The organism is Arthrobacter sp. SlRoot2-15, assembly GCF_059739345.1.
Genome location: NZ_AP046058.1, coordinates 2,417,583 through 2,432,723 on the forward strand (window position 1 = coordinate 2,417,583; position 15,141 = coordinate 2,432,723).

A 15,141-nucleotide genomic window follows, 5' to 3' on the forward strand; every position below is an offset into this window, starting at 1 on the left:
TCAAGTACTATGTGGCCATGCGTACGCACCGGGTCGTCCTGCAGTGGATCGAAGAGCACCTTTCCAGCGGGCAACTGCGCGTGGGAGGAAGGCTGCCGGCGGAACGGACCCTGGCCGAGCAGCTGGGCGTCTCCCGCACCTCGGTCCGTGAGGCGATCCGGATCCTTGAGGCCCTGGGCGTGGTCCGGGCGGGCGTGGGCTCCGGGCCCGACGCCGGCACCGTGGTGATCTCGGACCCGACGGCGGCCCTCGGCTCGGCCCTGCGGCTCCACGTGGCCACCTCGCACCTACCCGTCGCGGACATAGTGCAGACGCGGGTGCTGCTCGAATCCTGGGCCGCTGCCCGGGCGCAACCCGATTCGCCCGCCCTAGCCGAGGCGGCAACGCTGCTGGAGCAGATGGAGGGCAGCGTGGACCCCGAGGAGTTCCTGGCCCTCGATGTGCGCTTCCACCTGGCGCTGGCCGACGCCGCCGGCAACGTGGTGGTCAGCGCCATGATGGGCTCCCTGCGCGAGTCCATCCAGGACTATGCCGGACGACTCACCGGGAACCTGCCGGACTGGGCCGCCACGGCGGCGCGGCTGCGGCAGGAACACCGGGGCATCCTGGCGGCGATCACCGGGCACGACGGCGCCGCCGCCGCCCGTCTGGTGGCGGAGCATATCGAGGGCTACTACGCCGAAGCCGGGCTGGGCGGCAGCCTGTGATCCTGCGGGAACGGTCCTGCCCCGCCGGGCCCGTGTCCGCAGCCCCGCACGCCGGGCACGCCGCGCGTCCGATTATTACGGCCAGCTTTGCCCTCCCGCCGTGACCGGGGATATGGTCGATGGCATGACTAACCGTTGGTATGCGTATTTTTCGTTGGCTCTGGAGGGGCCCGCGTCTAACTGACACGCATCCACACACCTTCAGAGCCAACAGGGCAGAGATCACTCTCTGCCCTTCGCCATTTCTCCGGCGGGTTCTGACCAGGGCCCGCTCCGCACCCCCGGAACAGGACCCGAACCATGAGCATCGAAACAGCCCCCGCCAGCCAGCAGTCCACCTCGAACCTGCGGGTCAGCGAATTCACGGCACTGCCCACCCCGCAGGACATGATCGCGGAGTTCCCGCTGGACGCGCGGGGCTCGGACGTCGTCGGGCGCGGCCGTGACGAGGTCCGCGCGATCCTGGACGGCGTTGACGACCGGCTCCTGGTGATTGTCGGCCCGTGCTCCATCCACGATCCTAAGGCAGGGCTGGAATACGCCCGGCGCCTGGTCAGCCAGGCCGAACGGCACCGTGAGGACCTGCTGATCGTGATGCGGACGTACTTCGAGAAGCCGCGCACCACGGTGGGCTGGAAGGGCCTGATCAACGACCCCCGGCTCGACGGCAGCCACGACATCGCCGCCGGCCTGCGCGCCGCCCGTCAGTTCCTGCGCCAGGTCACCTCACTGGGGCTGCCCACCGCCACGGAATTCCTCGAACCGATCAGCCCGCAGTACATGGCCGACCTCGTGGCCTGGGGCGCCATCGGTGCCCGGACCACCGAAAGCCAGATCCACCGCCAGCTCGCCTCCGGTCTGTCCATGCCGATCGGCTTCAAGAACGGCACCGACGGCGGCCTGCAGGTGGCGCTCGACGCCTGCAGCGCGGCAGGCGCTGCCCAGGCCTTCCTGGGGATCGACGACGAAGGGCGGGCCGCCCTGGTCAGCACCGCCGGCAACCCGGACACCCACGTCATCCTGCGCGGCGGCAGCGACGGCCCGAACTTTGCCGCCGCCGACGTCGAGGCCGCCTCCGCCCGGCTCGCCGCGAAGGGCCTGAACCCGCGGCTGATCGTGGATGCGTCCCACGCCAACAGCGGCAAGAACCACCACCGCCAGGCCGAGGTCGCGCTGGAGATCGGCGCACAGCTGGAGCACGACGGCGGCTCCGCGTCCGCCATCGCCGGCGTCATGCTGGAGAGCTTCCTGGTGGGCGGCGCGCAGGCCCTGGACGTCGCCGAACATGCCGCCGGAACCGACGACCTGGTTTACGGCCAGAGTGTCACCGATGCCTGCATGGACTGGGACGTGACGGCTTCCGTGCTGGCCCAGCTGGCGGCGTCGGCCCGCACCCGGCGCACGCGGCGCTGAGGACGCCGGATCCGGTCCGCCCTGGCTGGCGGCCCGGGGCCCTTGCTGCGGAAATCCTTCGCAGATTCCTGCGGAAACCTTTCACATTGGCACCACAAACCCCTAGAGTATCTAGCACATGGTTGTTTGATGGCTCAGCATCGGCACACCGCCATGTCGTTCAGACGGGGCAGCCGTTCGCTTGAGCAAAAGGAATAAGGGAAATGTCTTCGGAGGCCAACTTCTCCAACGCGCGCTTTCTCACCGTGGCCGAGGTCGCGGATGTCATGCGGGTATCAAAAATGACCGTGTATCGCCTGGTGCACTCCGGTGAAATGCCGGCGGTGCGCTTTGGCCGCTCATACCGGGTTCCGGAAAACGCCGTCGAGCAGTACCTCAAGGGTGCTGTCGTCGACGGACATACTGAGACGGCCTGAGTCTTCTGCGCTTGCACCGGGCCGCAGCAGACCCCCTCGCGGGGCCTGCGGTCGTGGTGTGCCCCGGATAGGCGGTACCCTGTTAAGGAACGTTTTACGTCATTGTAAGAACCTGTCAGTTGTTCAGTTCGCTTGCTTAGCCCGCGGACCCTTCCCAACGGGCAGGTACTGCATCTAGCCGGTAAGGAACTTTCGTGGGTTCAGTTATTAAGAAGCGTCGCAAGCGTATGGCCAAGAAGAAGCACCGCAAGCTGCTTCGCAAGACGCGCCACCAGCGTCGCAACAAGAAGTAGAGATACTTCAACAAGCGTCAATGCCCGTTGCCTTTCCGGCGGCGGGCATTTTCTTTGCTTGGGCGCAGGGGTTCCGCCGAAAGCGCGGCGGATGCGGACAGGGGCACCCCGGGCCCGGGCCGCGGCGGTCCGAAACCGTAGCGCAAACACGAGGCGCCCGGCCGGGCGCCTAGACCGTCGGGCCGCGGAAGCGGGAGAAGCCCCGCCAGAGGCCGTAGATGGCCCCGCCGACGGTCGCGGCCTTCAGGCCCAGGGTGGCGGCCCGGCGTCCGGACCGGAAGTCGTACACCGGCCAGTTGTGTTCGCGGGCGTGGCGGCGCAGGCGGGCGTCCGGGTTGATGGCCACCGGGTGGCCGACCATGCTGAGCAGCGGGATGTCATTGTGCGAGTCGCTGTAGGCCCAGCAGCGGTTCAGGTCCAGGCCCTCGGAGTCGGCGATGCCGCGGACAGCCACGGCCTTCGCGGGCCCGTGCAGAATCTCGCCCACAAGCCGTCCGGTGTAGGACCCGTCGCGGATTTCGCCCACGGTGCCGAGGGCGCCGGTGAGGCCCAGCCGGGTGGAAATCACGGTGGCGACCTCGATCGGGGTGGCCGTGACGAGCCAGACCGGGCGGCCCATGCGCAGGTGTTGTTCGGCGAGGGCCTTGGTGCCGGGCCAGATCCGGGACTCGATCATCTCGTCGTAGACCTCCTCGCCCAGGGCCGCGATGTCCTCCACGGTGAAACCCGAGGCCAGGCTCAGGGCGGTGTCACGGACGGCATGGACGTCGTCGATGTTTTCGCCGCGAAACACGAACATCAGCTGCTTCCACGCGAAGCCGGCCGCCTGGGGGATGGTAAACGCCCCGCGCTGGTACATCTTGCGGGCCACGTGGAACAGGCTCGCGCCCCTCATGAGGGTGTTGTCGACGTCGAAGAAAGCGGCCTCGCCGTGCTGCGCTGACGCAACCGGCCTCGTGGCCACGGCGACGATCTTCTCCTCGGGCATGCACCGAGTCTAGTCAATACCGGGGATTCCCATGCGCAAGCGGTCCCCGCGGCACCCCCGGCGACGCGTGGTGCGGCGGCCGCGTCGACGCCGGGCGGCGCGCCGGGCTACCGTGGAACCATGGCCACACCCGCGCCCCTTCCCGAAGTAGTCCTCATCACGAAGGCCGACTGCCACCTCTGTGCCGACGCGCGCGGCGCCGTCGGCCGGGTTACTGCCGCGCTGGGGCTCGGCTGGTCGGAACGGTCCATCGACGACGACGCCGAACTGCGCGAGCGCTTCGCCGAGGAAATTCCCGTGCTGCTCGTGGACGGTGTCCAGCGGGATTTCTGGCGGATCGACGAGGTGCGGCTGGCCCGGACGTTGCGGCGGGCGCTGGAGCGTTCCGCCTGAGCACGCCCGGACCTGCGCCTGCGGGAGCGCCCGCGGCTGCTTTGTGGCCCGAACTGCCGGGGCTCTAGAGTGGAGTCACAACGCGACGCAACGGAGCAGATAGTGACCTCGCTGGATTCTTCACCCGACGCCCTGCCCGGGGCAGCCGGGACTGCCGCCAAGCAGATCCCGCCCGCGGCCGTGGCCCGGCTGACGATCTATCTGCGCGCCCTGACGACGCTGTTGGCCGAGGGCGTGGACCGGGTTTCCTCCGAGTCGCTGGCCGAGGCGTCCGGGGTCAGCTCCTCCACTCTCCGCAAAGACCTCTCCTATGTGGGCTCCTATGGAACCCGAGGCGTCGGGTATGAAGTCCAGTACCTGAACCGGCATATTGCCGCCGCGCTGGGACTGACGCGCGACTGGAAGGTCGCGATTGTCGGTGCCGGCAACCTCGGCAAGGCCCTCGCCCGGTACGGCGGGTTCGAATCCCGGGGCTTTGAAATCGTGGCGATCTTCGACGCCGACCAGATGGTCGTGGGCAGCGAGGTGGGCTGGCTCCGGGTGAGCGACGCCGCGGACCTCGAAGCCGTGCTGCACCGCACCGGCGCGAACATGGTGGTGCTGGCGCTGCCCGCCGCAGTGGCGCAGGGCGTGTGCGACCGGGTGGTGGCCGCGGGCGTGCGCAGCATCCTCAGCTTCGCCCCGGTCATGCTCCAGGTGCCGCCCGGAGTGAACCTGCGGAAGGTGGACATGGCCACCGAACTGCAGATCCTCGCCTATCACGCACAAAGGGCGCAGGACCCGGAAGACGCCGACTAGCATCAGTCGGCGATCCGGATCCCGCGCCTTTGGCGGGGCCGCGGACTAGCGGCCGTAGGGGCCCTGCGAATACGGGTTGGCGAAAGGCTGCTTTTTCTGGAAGTACGGGGCCACCGACGGCAGGTACAGGATCACGATGCCGGCCGCGCCCATCAGGATCACGACGAGTTGCAGGATGCCGGACAGAACACCGAAGGCGAACATGCCGCCAAAGAGGCCCAGCAGCGAGAACGCGGCAAAGACAGTCCCCAGGATGCGGGCCCAGTTCTTACCCTTGCGGACCGGGAAGGCCACCAGGGAGTAGAGCCCGAAGGAAATCAGGCCGCCGATCACGCCGCTGACGGGGATGATGGCGCGCATGGCGTTGAGATCGTCCGCCGTGAGCTTTCGGCCCTGCTGGGCGGCCGCCTGCTGCATGGCGGTCTCGAAGTACCCCGGCCCGGAGAAGGAAACAACCAGGCTGTTGATGAGCGACAGCACACCCGCGCCGATGATCAGCCAGAACGCCAGGTCAAGCTGGGAGGGCCGGGTCCCGGCGCCGCCGGTGGGAAGCTCCGACGGGTACTGCGCATAGGGCGACTGGCCGTAGGGACTCTGGCCGTACTGGCCCTGGCCGTAGGCCGGCGGCTGCTGCCCGTACTGGGGGGCGTTCTGCCCGTACTGCGGCGGCTGCTGCCCGTACTGGGGGCCCTGCTGTCCGTACTGCGGGGCGTTCTGGCCGTACTGCGGTGCCTGCTGGCCGTACTGGGGTGCATTTTGCCCGTACTGGGGTGCATTCTGCCCGTACTGGGGGGCCTGCTGGCCGTACTGCGGAGTGTTCTGGCCGTACTGCGGAGCCTGCTTGCCCGACTCGGGTCCGTCCGGACTGGAAGGCTCGACTGGCGGGTTACTCATGGCGGTCCTTTGCATTCGATAGCGGATGGGACTGCCGGGACCAGTGTCTAACCCTGCCCCCAGCGTGGTTTAACTCCACCGTACCCCGGGCCTGCGGCGGTTTGGGTGATTCCGCAGAGGTATTCTCAGCCGCATTTTCCGCCGGTTGCAGCCCTCTGCCGCGCCGCGCTCCAGGACTCCGCGCCGGCCAGGGGACCTCGCTTGGCCGCGGGCTAGAACCGGGCCTTACCCGCGGTGAACCACGGCTGGGAGTTGGGCAGCCACATCAGCACGGTCGCGGCCAGGCTGATCAGGAAGCCCGGCCAACTGCCGCCGCCCGTGAGGCCGGTGCTGAGGGCCGCGAGCACCAGGCTGACGCCGGCGGCGATGGTCAGGGCAAAGCGAGCCCACTCCCAGCCCTCCTTCATCTTCATGGCGAGCGTGATCTGGGCCCCCGCCAGGGCGAGGGCCACGAAGACCAACAGGAACAGCAGAATGCCCGCCGGCGGTGAGACCACGAACAGCACGAGCGCGCCGAAGAGACCGATCACCCCCGCGAGCAGACCCAGCAGGCCGCCAATCACCCACACCCAGTAGGAGATCCGCAGTTCCGTGGGCATCGCGGGGACAGTGAACATTCCGGAGTAGCCGCCGGCGGGCAGGACCTCGTTGAAGGTCCGCGGCCAGTGGTCCGGCACCCTGAAGCCGCGTCCCGGTTTCGGGGGATTGGCGCCCGGCTCGTCGGGTTCGGGGACGTCGCCGGTGGTGCTCATGAATTTCACTTTAGACCGCGGCGCCAGTGCTTGCCAGCGGCCCCGGTTAAGCCAGGCACCCCGCGCCATCCGTGGATGGCGCGGGGTGCCTGGGGGGTCTCCGGCGAGGTGCCGGTATGGCCTGTCCGCTGCGTGCGGAGGCCGGACTAGGCTGCGGGGGCGATGAAGGCCAGTTCGAGGTTGATGGCAACCTTGTCGCTGACCAGCACGCCGCCGGCTTCGAGGACGGCGTTCCAGGTCAGGCCGAAGTCCTTGCGGCTGATGGTGGTTTCGGCGGTCAGGCCGGCGCGGGTGTTGCCGAACGGGTCGACGGCCACTCCGTTGAGCTCGGTCTCGAGCGCCACGGGGCGGGTGACACCCTTGATGGTCAGCTCGCCCTGGAGTTCGTAGGCATCGCCCTTGGGGACGATTGCGTTGGAGACGAAGGAGATTTCCGGGAACTTCTCGACGTCGAAGAAATCCTCGCCGCGGACGTGGCCGTCGCGGTTGACGTCGCCGGAGTCGAAGCTCGCGGTCTTGATGGTGGCGTTGACCTTGGAGTCGGCGACGTTCTCGGCGAGGTTCAGGGTTGCGTCGGCTTCCTTGAACTGGCCGCGGACCTTGCTGATGCCTGCGTGGCGGACGGTGAAGCCGATCTCGCTGTGCGAGGAGTCGAGGGTCCAGGTGCCGGTGGTGAGGTTTGCGGGAAGTGCCATGATGGTTCTCCTTGAGTCGGGTGGGTCGTGCGGAAGGTCATCTGATCGTTGGTTGCTGCTTCATTTGTTGAAGTCTCAACTAACTGCTTCACCCAGTATAAACATGCATTTGCATCTTTTATTCCGTCGCCGGGGAACATTTCGCAAAAAGTTTGAGTTCTACTTCCTGTAGAAGATTTCGTCATTGCCCCTGCCCTTTGAGAAACTGGTACACATGCCCCAAGCCACTGTTCATCTGCTCCGCCACGGCGAGGTCCATAACCCCGACGGCGTCCTGTACGGACGGCTGCCCGAGTTCCACCTCTCCGAACTCGGCCGGCAGATGGCCCGGACCCTTGCCGGGCACTTCAGTGAACGCGCCGCGCAGGGGGCCAGGATCGTGCATCTCGCGGCGTCCCCGCTGACCCGCGCCCAGGAAACGGCCCAGCCGATCTCCGAGGCCCTCAACCTTGACATCGTCACCGAGGACCGGATCATCGAGGCCGCCAACTACTTCGAGGGGATCCGCGTCTCGCGGGCCGAGATTCTCCGGCCGAAGCACTGGCCGATGCTGCGCAACCCGCTCCGGCCCTCCTGGGGCGAGCCCTACCGGGAGCAGGCCGCGCGGGTGACCGCCGCGGTGCAGGACGCGCGGCTGCGCGCCATCGAGCTCGGCGGCGACGGCGCGGAGGCGATCCTGGTCAGCCACCAACTGCCCATCTGGGCCACCCGGCTCAGCGCCGAAGGCAGGCCGCTGTGGCACGACCCGCGCAAGCGTGAGTGCACGCTCACCTCCGTGACCTCCCTGGTGTTCGACGACGCCGGAAAGTTGCAGTGCGTTGACTACAGCGAGCCCGCTGCCGCCCTGCTGCCCGGTGCCTCGAGCACCCCGGGGGCCTGACCATGCCAGCGAGCGACCCCCGGCTGACCCGCCGCAGCGTCCTGACCGCCGGCGGCGCGGCACTGGCCGGCGTGCTGGGACTCTCCGGCTGCGCCCAGGAAGACGCCCTCGCCAAGCAGGCCAGGGCCGGGGACAACAAGAACTACGTCGCCGGCGACGGCTCGGTGACCGAATTCGCCGTCGCCGACCGGAAGAAGCCGGTGGACATCAAGGGGACGCTGTTCGACGGGACCACCGTCACGGCGTCGGACTTCCCCGGCAAGGTCACGGTGCTGAATTTCTGGTTCGCCGCCTGCGCCCCGTGCCGGGTGGAAGCACCCTCGCTGGAGGCCCTGCACCAGGAGTTCAAGAGCCAGGGCGTGCAGTTCTTCGGGGTCAACCTGCGCGATGAAAAGGCCACGGCGGAGGCGTTCGACAAGACGTTCAACCTGACCTACCCCAGCTTCAACGACAAGGACGGCGCGGTGCTGCTGGCCGTCTCCGGTCTGGTTCCGCCGGGCGCGGTCCCCACCACGCTGGTGCTGGACAAGCAGGGCCGCGTTGCTTCCCGCGTGCTCGGTGAAATCCAGAAGGGCACCCTCAAGTCCCTGATCGCCGCCGCCGTGGCCGAGTAGCGGAGCCGACGACGCCGTGAACAGCCCCTTCGCCGAAGCCATCCTGAGCGGGTCGCTGCTGCTCGCCATCCCGGTGGCGCTGCTGGCAGGACTCGTCTCATTCCTCTCGCCCTGCGTGCTGCCCCTGGTGCCGGGTTACCTTGGCTACGTCACCGGGCTCACCGGCGTCGACCTGCAGCAGCAGAAGCGCGGCCGGATGCTGGCCGGGATCGGGCTGTTTGTCCTGGGTTTCTCGGTGATCTTTGTCCTGCTCGGCGGGGCGTTCGGCCAGCTCGGTACGCTGATCACCGGCTCGCAGAACGCCTGGATCACGCAGTTGCTGGGTGTGCTGGTGATCTTGATGGGCATTGTGTTCCTGGGCGGGTTCTCCTGGCTGCAGCGCGACGCGAAGATCCATGCCAAACCCCCCGCCGGCCTGTGGGGCGCGCCGCTGCTGGGCATCACCTTCGGCCTGGGCTGGGCGCCGTGCATCGGCCCCACCTACTCGGCCGTGCAGCTGCTGAGCCTTTCCGGCGGATCCTCCGCGGCGAAGGGCGCACTGCTGGCCTTCGTGTACAGCCTGGGGCTCGGCATTCCCTTCCTGCTGATTGCCCTGGCCGTGCGCCGCGGCATCGGCGTGATGTCGTTCTTCCGCAAGCACCGGCTCGCCATCCAGCGCACCGGCGGCGGCATCCTGATTCTGCTGGGCCTGCTGATGGCCAGCGGCGTGTGGGGTGCCTGGGTGTCCGGCCTGCAGTACTGGTTCCAAACCGATGTGAAATTGCCGATCTGATGAGCGAGCGAGTGAACGAACAGAAAAAGACCCCAGCCAACGGCACAAGGCGCCCCGGCACGCCCGGCGTCGGGACGAAGCCCGCCGGGGATGCCGTGTCTGCCGCCAAGTCGGACGCAATCCTGCCCTCGCTGGGACCGGCGGGCATGCTCCGCTGGGCCTGGACGCAGCTGACCAGCATGCGCACCGCGCTGTTCCTGCTCCTGCTGCTCGCCGTCGCCGCCGTCCCCGGATCGCTGTTCCCGCAGCGGCCCGCGAACCCCGCGGTGGTCACCCAGTACATCAAGGACCACCCGGACTACGGCAAAATCCTCGACGCGCTGCAGCTCTACGACGTGTACTCCTCGGCGTGGTTCTCCGCCATCTACATCCTGCTGTTCGTCTCGCTGATCGGCTGCGTGGTGCCGCGCGCCATCGTGCACTACAAGGCCATGCGCTCCCAGCCCCCGCGCACCCCGGCGCGGCTGTCGCGGCTGCCCGAGTACGGCACCCTGGTGATTCCCGCCGGCGCCGGGATCCCGGCGTCGCACGCGATCGATGACGCCGCAGCCCTGCTGAAGAAGCGCGGCTACCGGGTGGAGGTCAGGGACCGCGACGGAGCCCGGCCCTCCCTGGGCGCCGAACGCGGCTTCCTCCGTGAGGTCGGCAACCTCGTCTTCCACACCGCGCTGATCGGGGTGCTCGTCTCCGTCGCCGCCGGCGGGCTGTTCGGGTACAGCGGCCAGCGGATCCTCGTGGAGGGCGACACTTTTGTGAACACCCTGGTGGGCTATGACCAGTTCACCCCGGGCACGAACTTCCAGAGCAGCCAGCTGCAGCCCTATTCCATCCAGCTGGACAAGTTCCAGATCACCTTTGACCGCGAATCCAAGGGCAAGTTCGGCCAGCCGATCGACTTCAAGGCGGACGTGACCACGAAGGAGAACCCGGGGGCGCCGGCCGAACAGCAGGTGCTCAAGGTCAACGACCCGATAACCCTGGGCGGCACCAGCATCTACCTGACCGGCAACGGCTACGCCCCGGTGGTCACGGTGCGCGACGCCGCCGGCAACGTCGCCATGCAGGGCCCGGTCGTTGCCAAACTCCAGGGCGACAACTACTACTCCTCGGTGGTCATCAAGGTTCCCGACGCCAAACCCGAGCAGCTTGCCTTCGCGGGATTCTTCCTGCCCACCGCGTTCGTCACGCCGGAAGGCGTCTCCTTCAGCGGCGATCCCGAGCTGTTCAACCCGCAGCTGACGCTGAACTCGTACTACGGCGACCTCGGGCTGGACAGCGGCTCGCCGCAGAACGTGTTCGAACTCGACGTGAAGAAACTGACGCCGCTGAACGCCCGCAACCTGCCCACCAAGGGCATTGTGCTCACCCCCGGCGCTACCCACACCCTGCCGGACGGGAAAGGCACCATCAGCTTCGACGGGGTCAAGCGCTACGTGGGCGTGGACATCCACCACAACCCGGGCCAGGGCTACGCCCTCTTCTTCGCGCTGCTCGCCGTCGCCGGCCTGGTCACCTCGCTGTACGTCAATCGCCGCCGCGCCTGGGTCCGTGCCGGAACCCACGAGGACGGCCGGACCATGGTGGAGTACGGCCTGCTGGCCCGCGGCGAGGACCACCGCCTCGCGGGGGAGGCCTCGGCCATCCGCGCCCTGCTCGCGGCGGCGTGGCCGCTGGACGAGGCCGGCTCCCAGCCCGCTCCCAGCGCGGGGGCGGATAATGACCGGGCGGACGACGGCGCAGGCGCCGGCGCGCACCCCACCCAGGAACAACCCGCAGCAGATTCCCTCCAGACCACAGCCGGCTCTCCTGAGTCACAGAAGGATCAGTAATGTTCCCCATTAACGAAACCATGGGCCAGTACAGCGAGCTCTTTATGCTCCTCGCCGCCGGCACCTACACCGTGGCCTTCATCGCCTTCGCGTGGGACCTGGCCAAGAGCAGCAAGACGCTGCGCGCCGTGGACCTCAAGGCCGCGGAGCTCTCCGGTGCAGAGGTCGCCCGCGTCCCGGTGGGCGCCGGAGTCGGGGCCTCCTCCGCCGCCTTCGACCGCGCCGACTCGGACGTGGCCGGCCCGGTCGGGCGCGCCGAACGTCCGACGTCGGCGGTCACAGGTGGCCAGGGCGCTGGCCAGACCGCCGACGGCGGCATGCGCTACGGCGCGGAGCGCCGCGCTCCGGCCCGCGTCGCCGTCGCCGTGACCGTGCTGGGTGCCGCCATTCACGCCGCTGGCGTCCTCACCCGCGCGCTCGGTGCCGGCCGGGTGCCGTGGGGCAACATGTACGAGTTCCTGACCACCGGCGCGTTTGTGGCGGTGGCCGTCTTCCTGCTGGTGCTGATCCGCCGCGACCTGCGCTTCCTCGGCACCTTTGTGGTCGGCCTGGCCATCATCATGCTCGTGGCCGCCTCCGTGGCCTACTGGACTCCGGTGGGGCACCTCGTGCCGGCACTGCAGAGCTACTGGCTGATCATCCACGTCTCCATCGCCGTGCTGTCCTCCGCCCTGTTCACCCTGACCTTCGCGATGTCCGCGCTGCAGCTGGTCCAGTCGCACCGGCAAAAGACGATTGCCGCCGGCGGGGCCGACAAGCTGGGCTTTATGCGCCTTGTGCCCAACGCGTTGAGCCTGGAGAACCTGTCCTACCGGATCAACGCGATTGCGTTTGTGGGCTGGACCTTCACGTTGATGTTCGGCGCCATCTGGGCCGAGAAGGCCTGGGGCCGGTTCTGGGGCTGGGACACCAAGGAAGTCTGGACCTTCGTGATCTGGGTGGTGTACGCCGGCTACCTGCACGCCCGCGCCACCCGCGGCTGGACCGGCACCCGCGCCGCCTGGCTCTCAATCGTGGGCTACCTGTGTGTGGTCTTCAACTTCACGATCGTGAACCAGTTCTTCAACGGCCTGCACTCCTACTCCGGGCTGTAGGGCCGGGGCGGTCTACGGGCCGCGGGCCGGGTCTCGGGCCGGGTGCCCCTGGCCGCCGGCTCACGATTCGCCACACATGGCCGCTAAGCCTTCTCGCTTAGCGGCCATTTGCGTCAGATGGGCTCCGGTTGGAGACGGGACGCGGGGCCGACCCGGGACGTTGCCGCTGCTTCGCACCAGGGCTGGGCCTCCAGCCGCGTTCCACCAACGCCGCCCGCGGCTCGTCGCCATGGGTAGCCCGGACTCGTCGGCTGGCCGCGGTCCGTCCATTTGCCGAAGATGGCCGCCGGTTGGGGGCGGGACGCGGAGCCGACCCGGGAGGTTGCCGCTGCTTCGCACCAGGGCTGGACCTCCAACCGCGTTCCACCAACGCCGACCGTACCCGGGTGACTGCCGTCGGCTCCATGCCGGGGGCGAAGGGGGTCAGATCCCACTGGGTCAGCACCACTACCCGCCACCCGGCATCGCGGGCGTTCTCGTCCCGGAAGACGTCACTGCGGCGCTGAGCAGGTGTTGCGTGGTGGCCGCCGTCGTACTGGACCGCGACCTTCTCCGTTTCGTAGGACAGGTCCGGGTCCTGGATCCAGCCGCCCGTTTCATCGAACATTGGCACGTTGATTTCCGGTTCCGGCAGGCCATGGCGGAGCAGGAGCAGTCGGAGTTCGGTTTCTTTGGGGGAATCCGTGCCGGCACGGACCAACTCGCGGCCACGCATGGCGCGCCGGTAGCCCGGTGTGCCCCGCTTCCCTGCGAGATAGGCGTCCAGCTCAGCGACCGTGGCCAAGGGATTCCTGCGTTGGATGAGGAAGTCGCCGGCGATCACCAAATCATCGAGACTCAGTGTGCCTGCGAGATCGAACCACGTCCGCAATGGGGATGTGCAACTTACCTTGGCCCCGGCAACGATCTCCTCCGGCTGCAGGGACTGCTGATGGCCCACGACGTTCTTTCGTCGCACAGCGCGACGGCCCGGCGGGCTCGTCAGATGAACGAGGGGCATGTTCGCCAAGGATGCCGGTAGGGGGAAGCCCCACAGTACGGCTGCGGATAAATGGCTCACCACCGCGGCAGTTACGGCAACCAGGGCACGAACCCGTTCGAGGAGTGCGTCCGAGTTGGCGGCGGCGGTGCGCACTCCGTAACAGGGCGTGGCGAGGTCCCGGGCCCGGGTTCGACGTCGGCTTAACCCCGCCGCGCGGGCGTCTGCCATGGTGAATGGCTTGTCTCGAAGCTGTGCGGGTAGCTCACTTGGTTGGCGCATGATCGAATTCTGCGCCCGCCGGGAGGAGGCAAGGACGTTATCCACAGAGCGGGCTGGGTGTTGGGGAGTAGTGCACCCCTGGACGGAAGTTCGTGCCGCGCCTGTGTGTGGCGTCGGTTTGCCGGAGATGGCCGCTATGCGGGGTGCAATTCCGGCCGTGTGTGGCGAATGGCCGCTGCGAGGGTTGGGATAGCGGCCGTGTGTGGCGAATGGAGGCGGCTGCTTGCTCGTGGTGGTGGGCACATGGCCCTAGGGGACGAGAGCTGCGGTCGTGGGAGGGCGTTGGTGGTCCAGGGAACCGTTCGGCGCGGACTGGGGCGTCGGTTTGCCGGAGATGGCCGCTATGCGGGGTGGAATTCCGGCCGTGTGTGGTGATTGGCCGTTGCGAGGGTTGGGATACGGGCCGTGTGTGGCGAATGGAGCGGGTGCCTCGCAGAGGGCTACGTCGGACGTCGGGCCGCCTCGGCGGGGCAGTGGGCCGAATCCGTGGCGGAATCGGCGGAGGGTCGCGGTGGGCTACTTGACCTCGTCGGTGCCCTGCGTGGTGTCGCCGCTGGCTTCGCCGGATTCCGGGTCGCGGGAACGGCCGGGGTCGTCGCCAAGCTCACGTTCCTTGGCGTCCAGCTCATCCTTGAGCTTCTTGAGCCGGTCGGCCTCCGCCTGGTTGCGGCGGCGCAGCTCCAGGTTGCGGAGGAAGTCGGGATCGTCATCCGGAGCGGTCGGGTGGCGGTAACTGGCAGGTGCGGCGGCACTGCCGCGGGGCCGGCCGATGAGGAACCAGAGCGCGGCGCCGAGGACCGGCAGGACGATCTGCACCACGATCCAGGCAGGCTTCGAAATGCCCCTGGCCAGGCGTGCGTCGGTCCGGATCAGGTCGATCAGCCCGTAGACAAACACGACCAGCAAGACGATGGGTACCACGACACGGAGCATAGCTTCAGTTTAGCCTCCATGCGAGCTTCCGGCTTAGGACCGGGGAACCGGGGGCCGGGCGGGGACGGCTAAACTGGGAGGGTGGCTTTCCTGAAATACTCCCTGATCCGTCTGGCGCTGTTTGTGCCGTTGTTCGCACTGTTCGTCTACCTGCAGCTGGGCTGGCTGCTGGCAGCGCTCTGCGCCGGAATGATGGCCTTTGCCATCAGCTTCCTGTTCTTCCAGAAGCAGCGTGACGCGGCCACAGCTTCCATTCGCCACCGCTTCTCCGGCCAGGCCAAGCCGCTGCGCAGCGCGGGGGAGGCCGAGGACGCCGCCGCGGAAGACCGCCTGGTGGACGAGCACCCGGACGTCACCGTGCGCACGGACAGCCGGCCCAAGGACTCCTAGCTCCCACCGCCGCCGAATG

At 68.1% G+C, this 15,141-nt stretch carries 18 protein-coding genes; 13 read left to right on the forward strand and 5 right to left on the reverse strand.

All coding sequences use genetic code 11. The features are described 5' to 3' along the window. Nucleotides 1-17 precede the first annotated feature (17 nt). From AC6I9V_RS11110 to AC6I9V_RS11125, 4 genes are all read left to right on the forward strand, one after another. Nucleotides 18-707: a FadR/GntR family transcriptional regulator gene (locus AC6I9V_RS11110; protein ID WP_497899482.1), complete on the forward strand. Its 690-nt coding sequence runs from the start codon at nucleotides 18-20 to the stop codon at nucleotides 705-707. 300 nt (nucleotides 708-1,007) lie between these two features. Then, a complete protein-coding gene (locus AC6I9V_RS11115; RefSeq protein WP_497899483.1) occupies nucleotides 1,008-2,120 on the forward strand; it encodes a 3-deoxy-7-phosphoheptulonate synthase in 1,113 nt (370 codons plus the stop codon). A 203-nt stretch (nucleotides 2,121-2,323) separates the two neighbouring features. Next, complete coding sequence (locus tag AC6I9V_RS11120) at nucleotides 2,324-2,536, forward strand: helix-turn-helix domain-containing protein (RefSeq protein ID WP_138768374.1); 213 nt, start codon at nucleotides 2,324-2,326, stop codon at nucleotides 2,534-2,536. A gap of 194 nt (nucleotides 2,537-2,730) precedes the next feature. Continuing rightward, entirely contained in the window at nucleotides 2,731-2,829 is a 99-nt protein-coding gene (locus tag AC6I9V_RS11125) for a 30S ribosomal protein bS22 (RefSeq protein ID WP_003792170.1), read from the forward strand. Between the two features lie 169 nt (nucleotides 2,830-2,998). On the opposite strand, the gene AC6I9V_RS11130 is transcribed toward AC6I9V_RS11125, so the two are convergent. Beyond that, nucleotides 2,999-3,817: an HAD family hydrolase gene (locus tag AC6I9V_RS11130; RefSeq protein WP_497899484.1), complete on the reverse strand. Its 819-nt coding sequence runs from the start codon at nucleotides 3,815-3,817 to the stop codon at nucleotides 2,999-3,001. Nucleotides 3,818-3,937: 120 nt separating this feature from the next. Here AC6I9V_RS11130 and AC6I9V_RS11135 point away from each other — a divergent pair, with 120 nt between their 5' ends. Beyond that, a complete protein-coding gene (locus AC6I9V_RS11135) occupies nucleotides 3,938-4,210 on the forward strand; it encodes a glutaredoxin family protein (protein WP_497899485.1) in 273 nt (90 codons plus the stop codon). A gap of 102 nt (nucleotides 4,211-4,312) precedes the next feature. Continuing rightward, nucleotides 4,313-5,008 carry a redox-sensing transcriptional repressor Rex gene (locus tag AC6I9V_RS11140; protein ID WP_349412412.1) on the forward strand — a complete coding sequence of 232 codons (696 nt, stop codon included), beginning with the start codon at nucleotides 4,313-4,315 and terminating at the stop codon, nucleotides 5,006-5,008. A 45-nt stretch (nucleotides 5,009-5,053) separates the two neighbouring features. Here the strand turns inward: AC6I9V_RS11140 and AC6I9V_RS11145 are convergent, their stop codons facing one another. The 3 genes from AC6I9V_RS11145 to AC6I9V_RS11155 form a co-directional block, all read right to left on the reverse strand. After that, nucleotides 5,054-5,902, reverse strand: a complete 849-nt coding sequence (locus AC6I9V_RS11145; RefSeq protein WP_497899486.1) for a GtrA domain-containing protein — start codon at nucleotides 5,900-5,902, stop codon at nucleotides 5,054-5,056. Between the two features lie 212 nt (nucleotides 5,903-6,114). Next, nucleotides 6,115-6,654 carry a hypothetical protein gene (locus AC6I9V_RS11150; RefSeq protein WP_497899487.1) on the reverse strand — a complete coding sequence of 180 codons (540 nt, stop codon included), beginning with the start codon at nucleotides 6,652-6,654 and terminating at the stop codon, nucleotides 6,115-6,117. 146 nt (nucleotides 6,655-6,800) lie between these two features. After that, nucleotides 6,801-7,349, reverse strand: a complete 549-nt coding sequence (locus AC6I9V_RS11155) for a YceI family protein (protein ID WP_497899488.1) — start codon at nucleotides 7,347-7,349, stop codon at nucleotides 6,801-6,803. Nucleotides 7,350-7,563: 214 nt separating this feature from the next. Here AC6I9V_RS11155 and AC6I9V_RS11160 point away from each other — a divergent pair, with 214 nt between their 5' ends. The 6 genes from AC6I9V_RS11160 to AC6I9V_RS11185 all read left to right on the forward strand — a co-directional run bounded on the left by AC6I9V_RS11160 (nucleotide 7,564) and on the right by AC6I9V_RS11185 (nucleotide 13,559). Further along, a complete protein-coding gene (locus AC6I9V_RS11160) occupies nucleotides 7,564-8,229 on the forward strand; it encodes a histidine phosphatase family protein (RefSeq protein ID WP_497899489.1) in 666 nt (221 codons plus the stop codon). A gap of 2 nt (nucleotides 8,230-8,231) precedes the next feature. Then, nucleotides 8,232-8,843, forward strand: coding sequence for a TlpA family protein disulfide reductase (locus AC6I9V_RS11165; protein WP_497899490.1), 612 nt, complete (start codon nucleotides 8,232-8,234; stop codon nucleotides 8,841-8,843). Between the two features lie 16 nt (nucleotides 8,844-8,859). Continuing rightward, on the forward strand, nucleotides 8,860-9,615 hold the full coding sequence (locus AC6I9V_RS11170; RefSeq protein ID WP_497899491.1) for a cytochrome c biogenesis CcdA family protein: 756 nt from the start codon (nucleotides 8,860-8,862) through the stop codon (nucleotides 9,613-9,615). Then, nucleotides 9,615-11,444: a cytochrome c biogenesis protein ResB gene (gene resB, locus AC6I9V_RS11175; RefSeq protein ID WP_497899492.1), complete on the forward strand. Its 1,830-nt coding sequence runs from the start codon at nucleotides 9,615-9,617 to the stop codon at nucleotides 11,442-11,444. The genes AC6I9V_RS11170 and resB overlap by 1 nt, the downstream gene beginning before the upstream one ends. Next, nucleotides 11,444-12,538, forward strand: a complete 1,095-nt coding sequence (ccsB, locus tag AC6I9V_RS11180; protein WP_497899493.1) for a c-type cytochrome biogenesis protein CcsB — start codon at nucleotides 11,444-11,446, stop codon at nucleotides 12,536-12,538. Before resB ends, ccsB begins: the two co-directional genes overlap by 1 nt. 520 nt (nucleotides 12,539-13,058) lie before the next feature. After that, nucleotides 13,059-13,559 carry a hypothetical protein gene (locus tag AC6I9V_RS11185; RefSeq protein ID WP_497899494.1) on the forward strand — a complete coding sequence of 167 codons (501 nt, stop codon included), beginning with the start codon at nucleotides 13,059-13,061 and terminating at the stop codon, nucleotides 13,557-13,559. Between the two features lie 756 nt (nucleotides 13,560-14,315). Here AC6I9V_RS11185 and AC6I9V_RS11190 read toward each other — a convergent pair. After that, complete coding sequence (locus AC6I9V_RS11190; protein ID WP_497899495.1) at nucleotides 14,316-14,732, reverse strand: PLD nuclease N-terminal domain-containing protein; 417 nt, start codon at nucleotides 14,730-14,732, stop codon at nucleotides 14,316-14,318. A gap of 81 nt (nucleotides 14,733-14,813) precedes the next feature. On the opposite strand from AC6I9V_RS11190, the gene AC6I9V_RS11195 reads away from it, so the two are divergent. Next, the gene (locus tag AC6I9V_RS11195) at nucleotides 14,814-15,122 is read left to right on the forward strand and encodes a DUF4229 domain-containing protein (RefSeq protein WP_349412403.1); all 309 of its coding nucleotides are present in this window, start codon (nucleotides 14,814-14,816) and stop codon (nucleotides 15,120-15,122) included. Nucleotides 15,123-15,141: the final 19 nt, after the last annotated feature.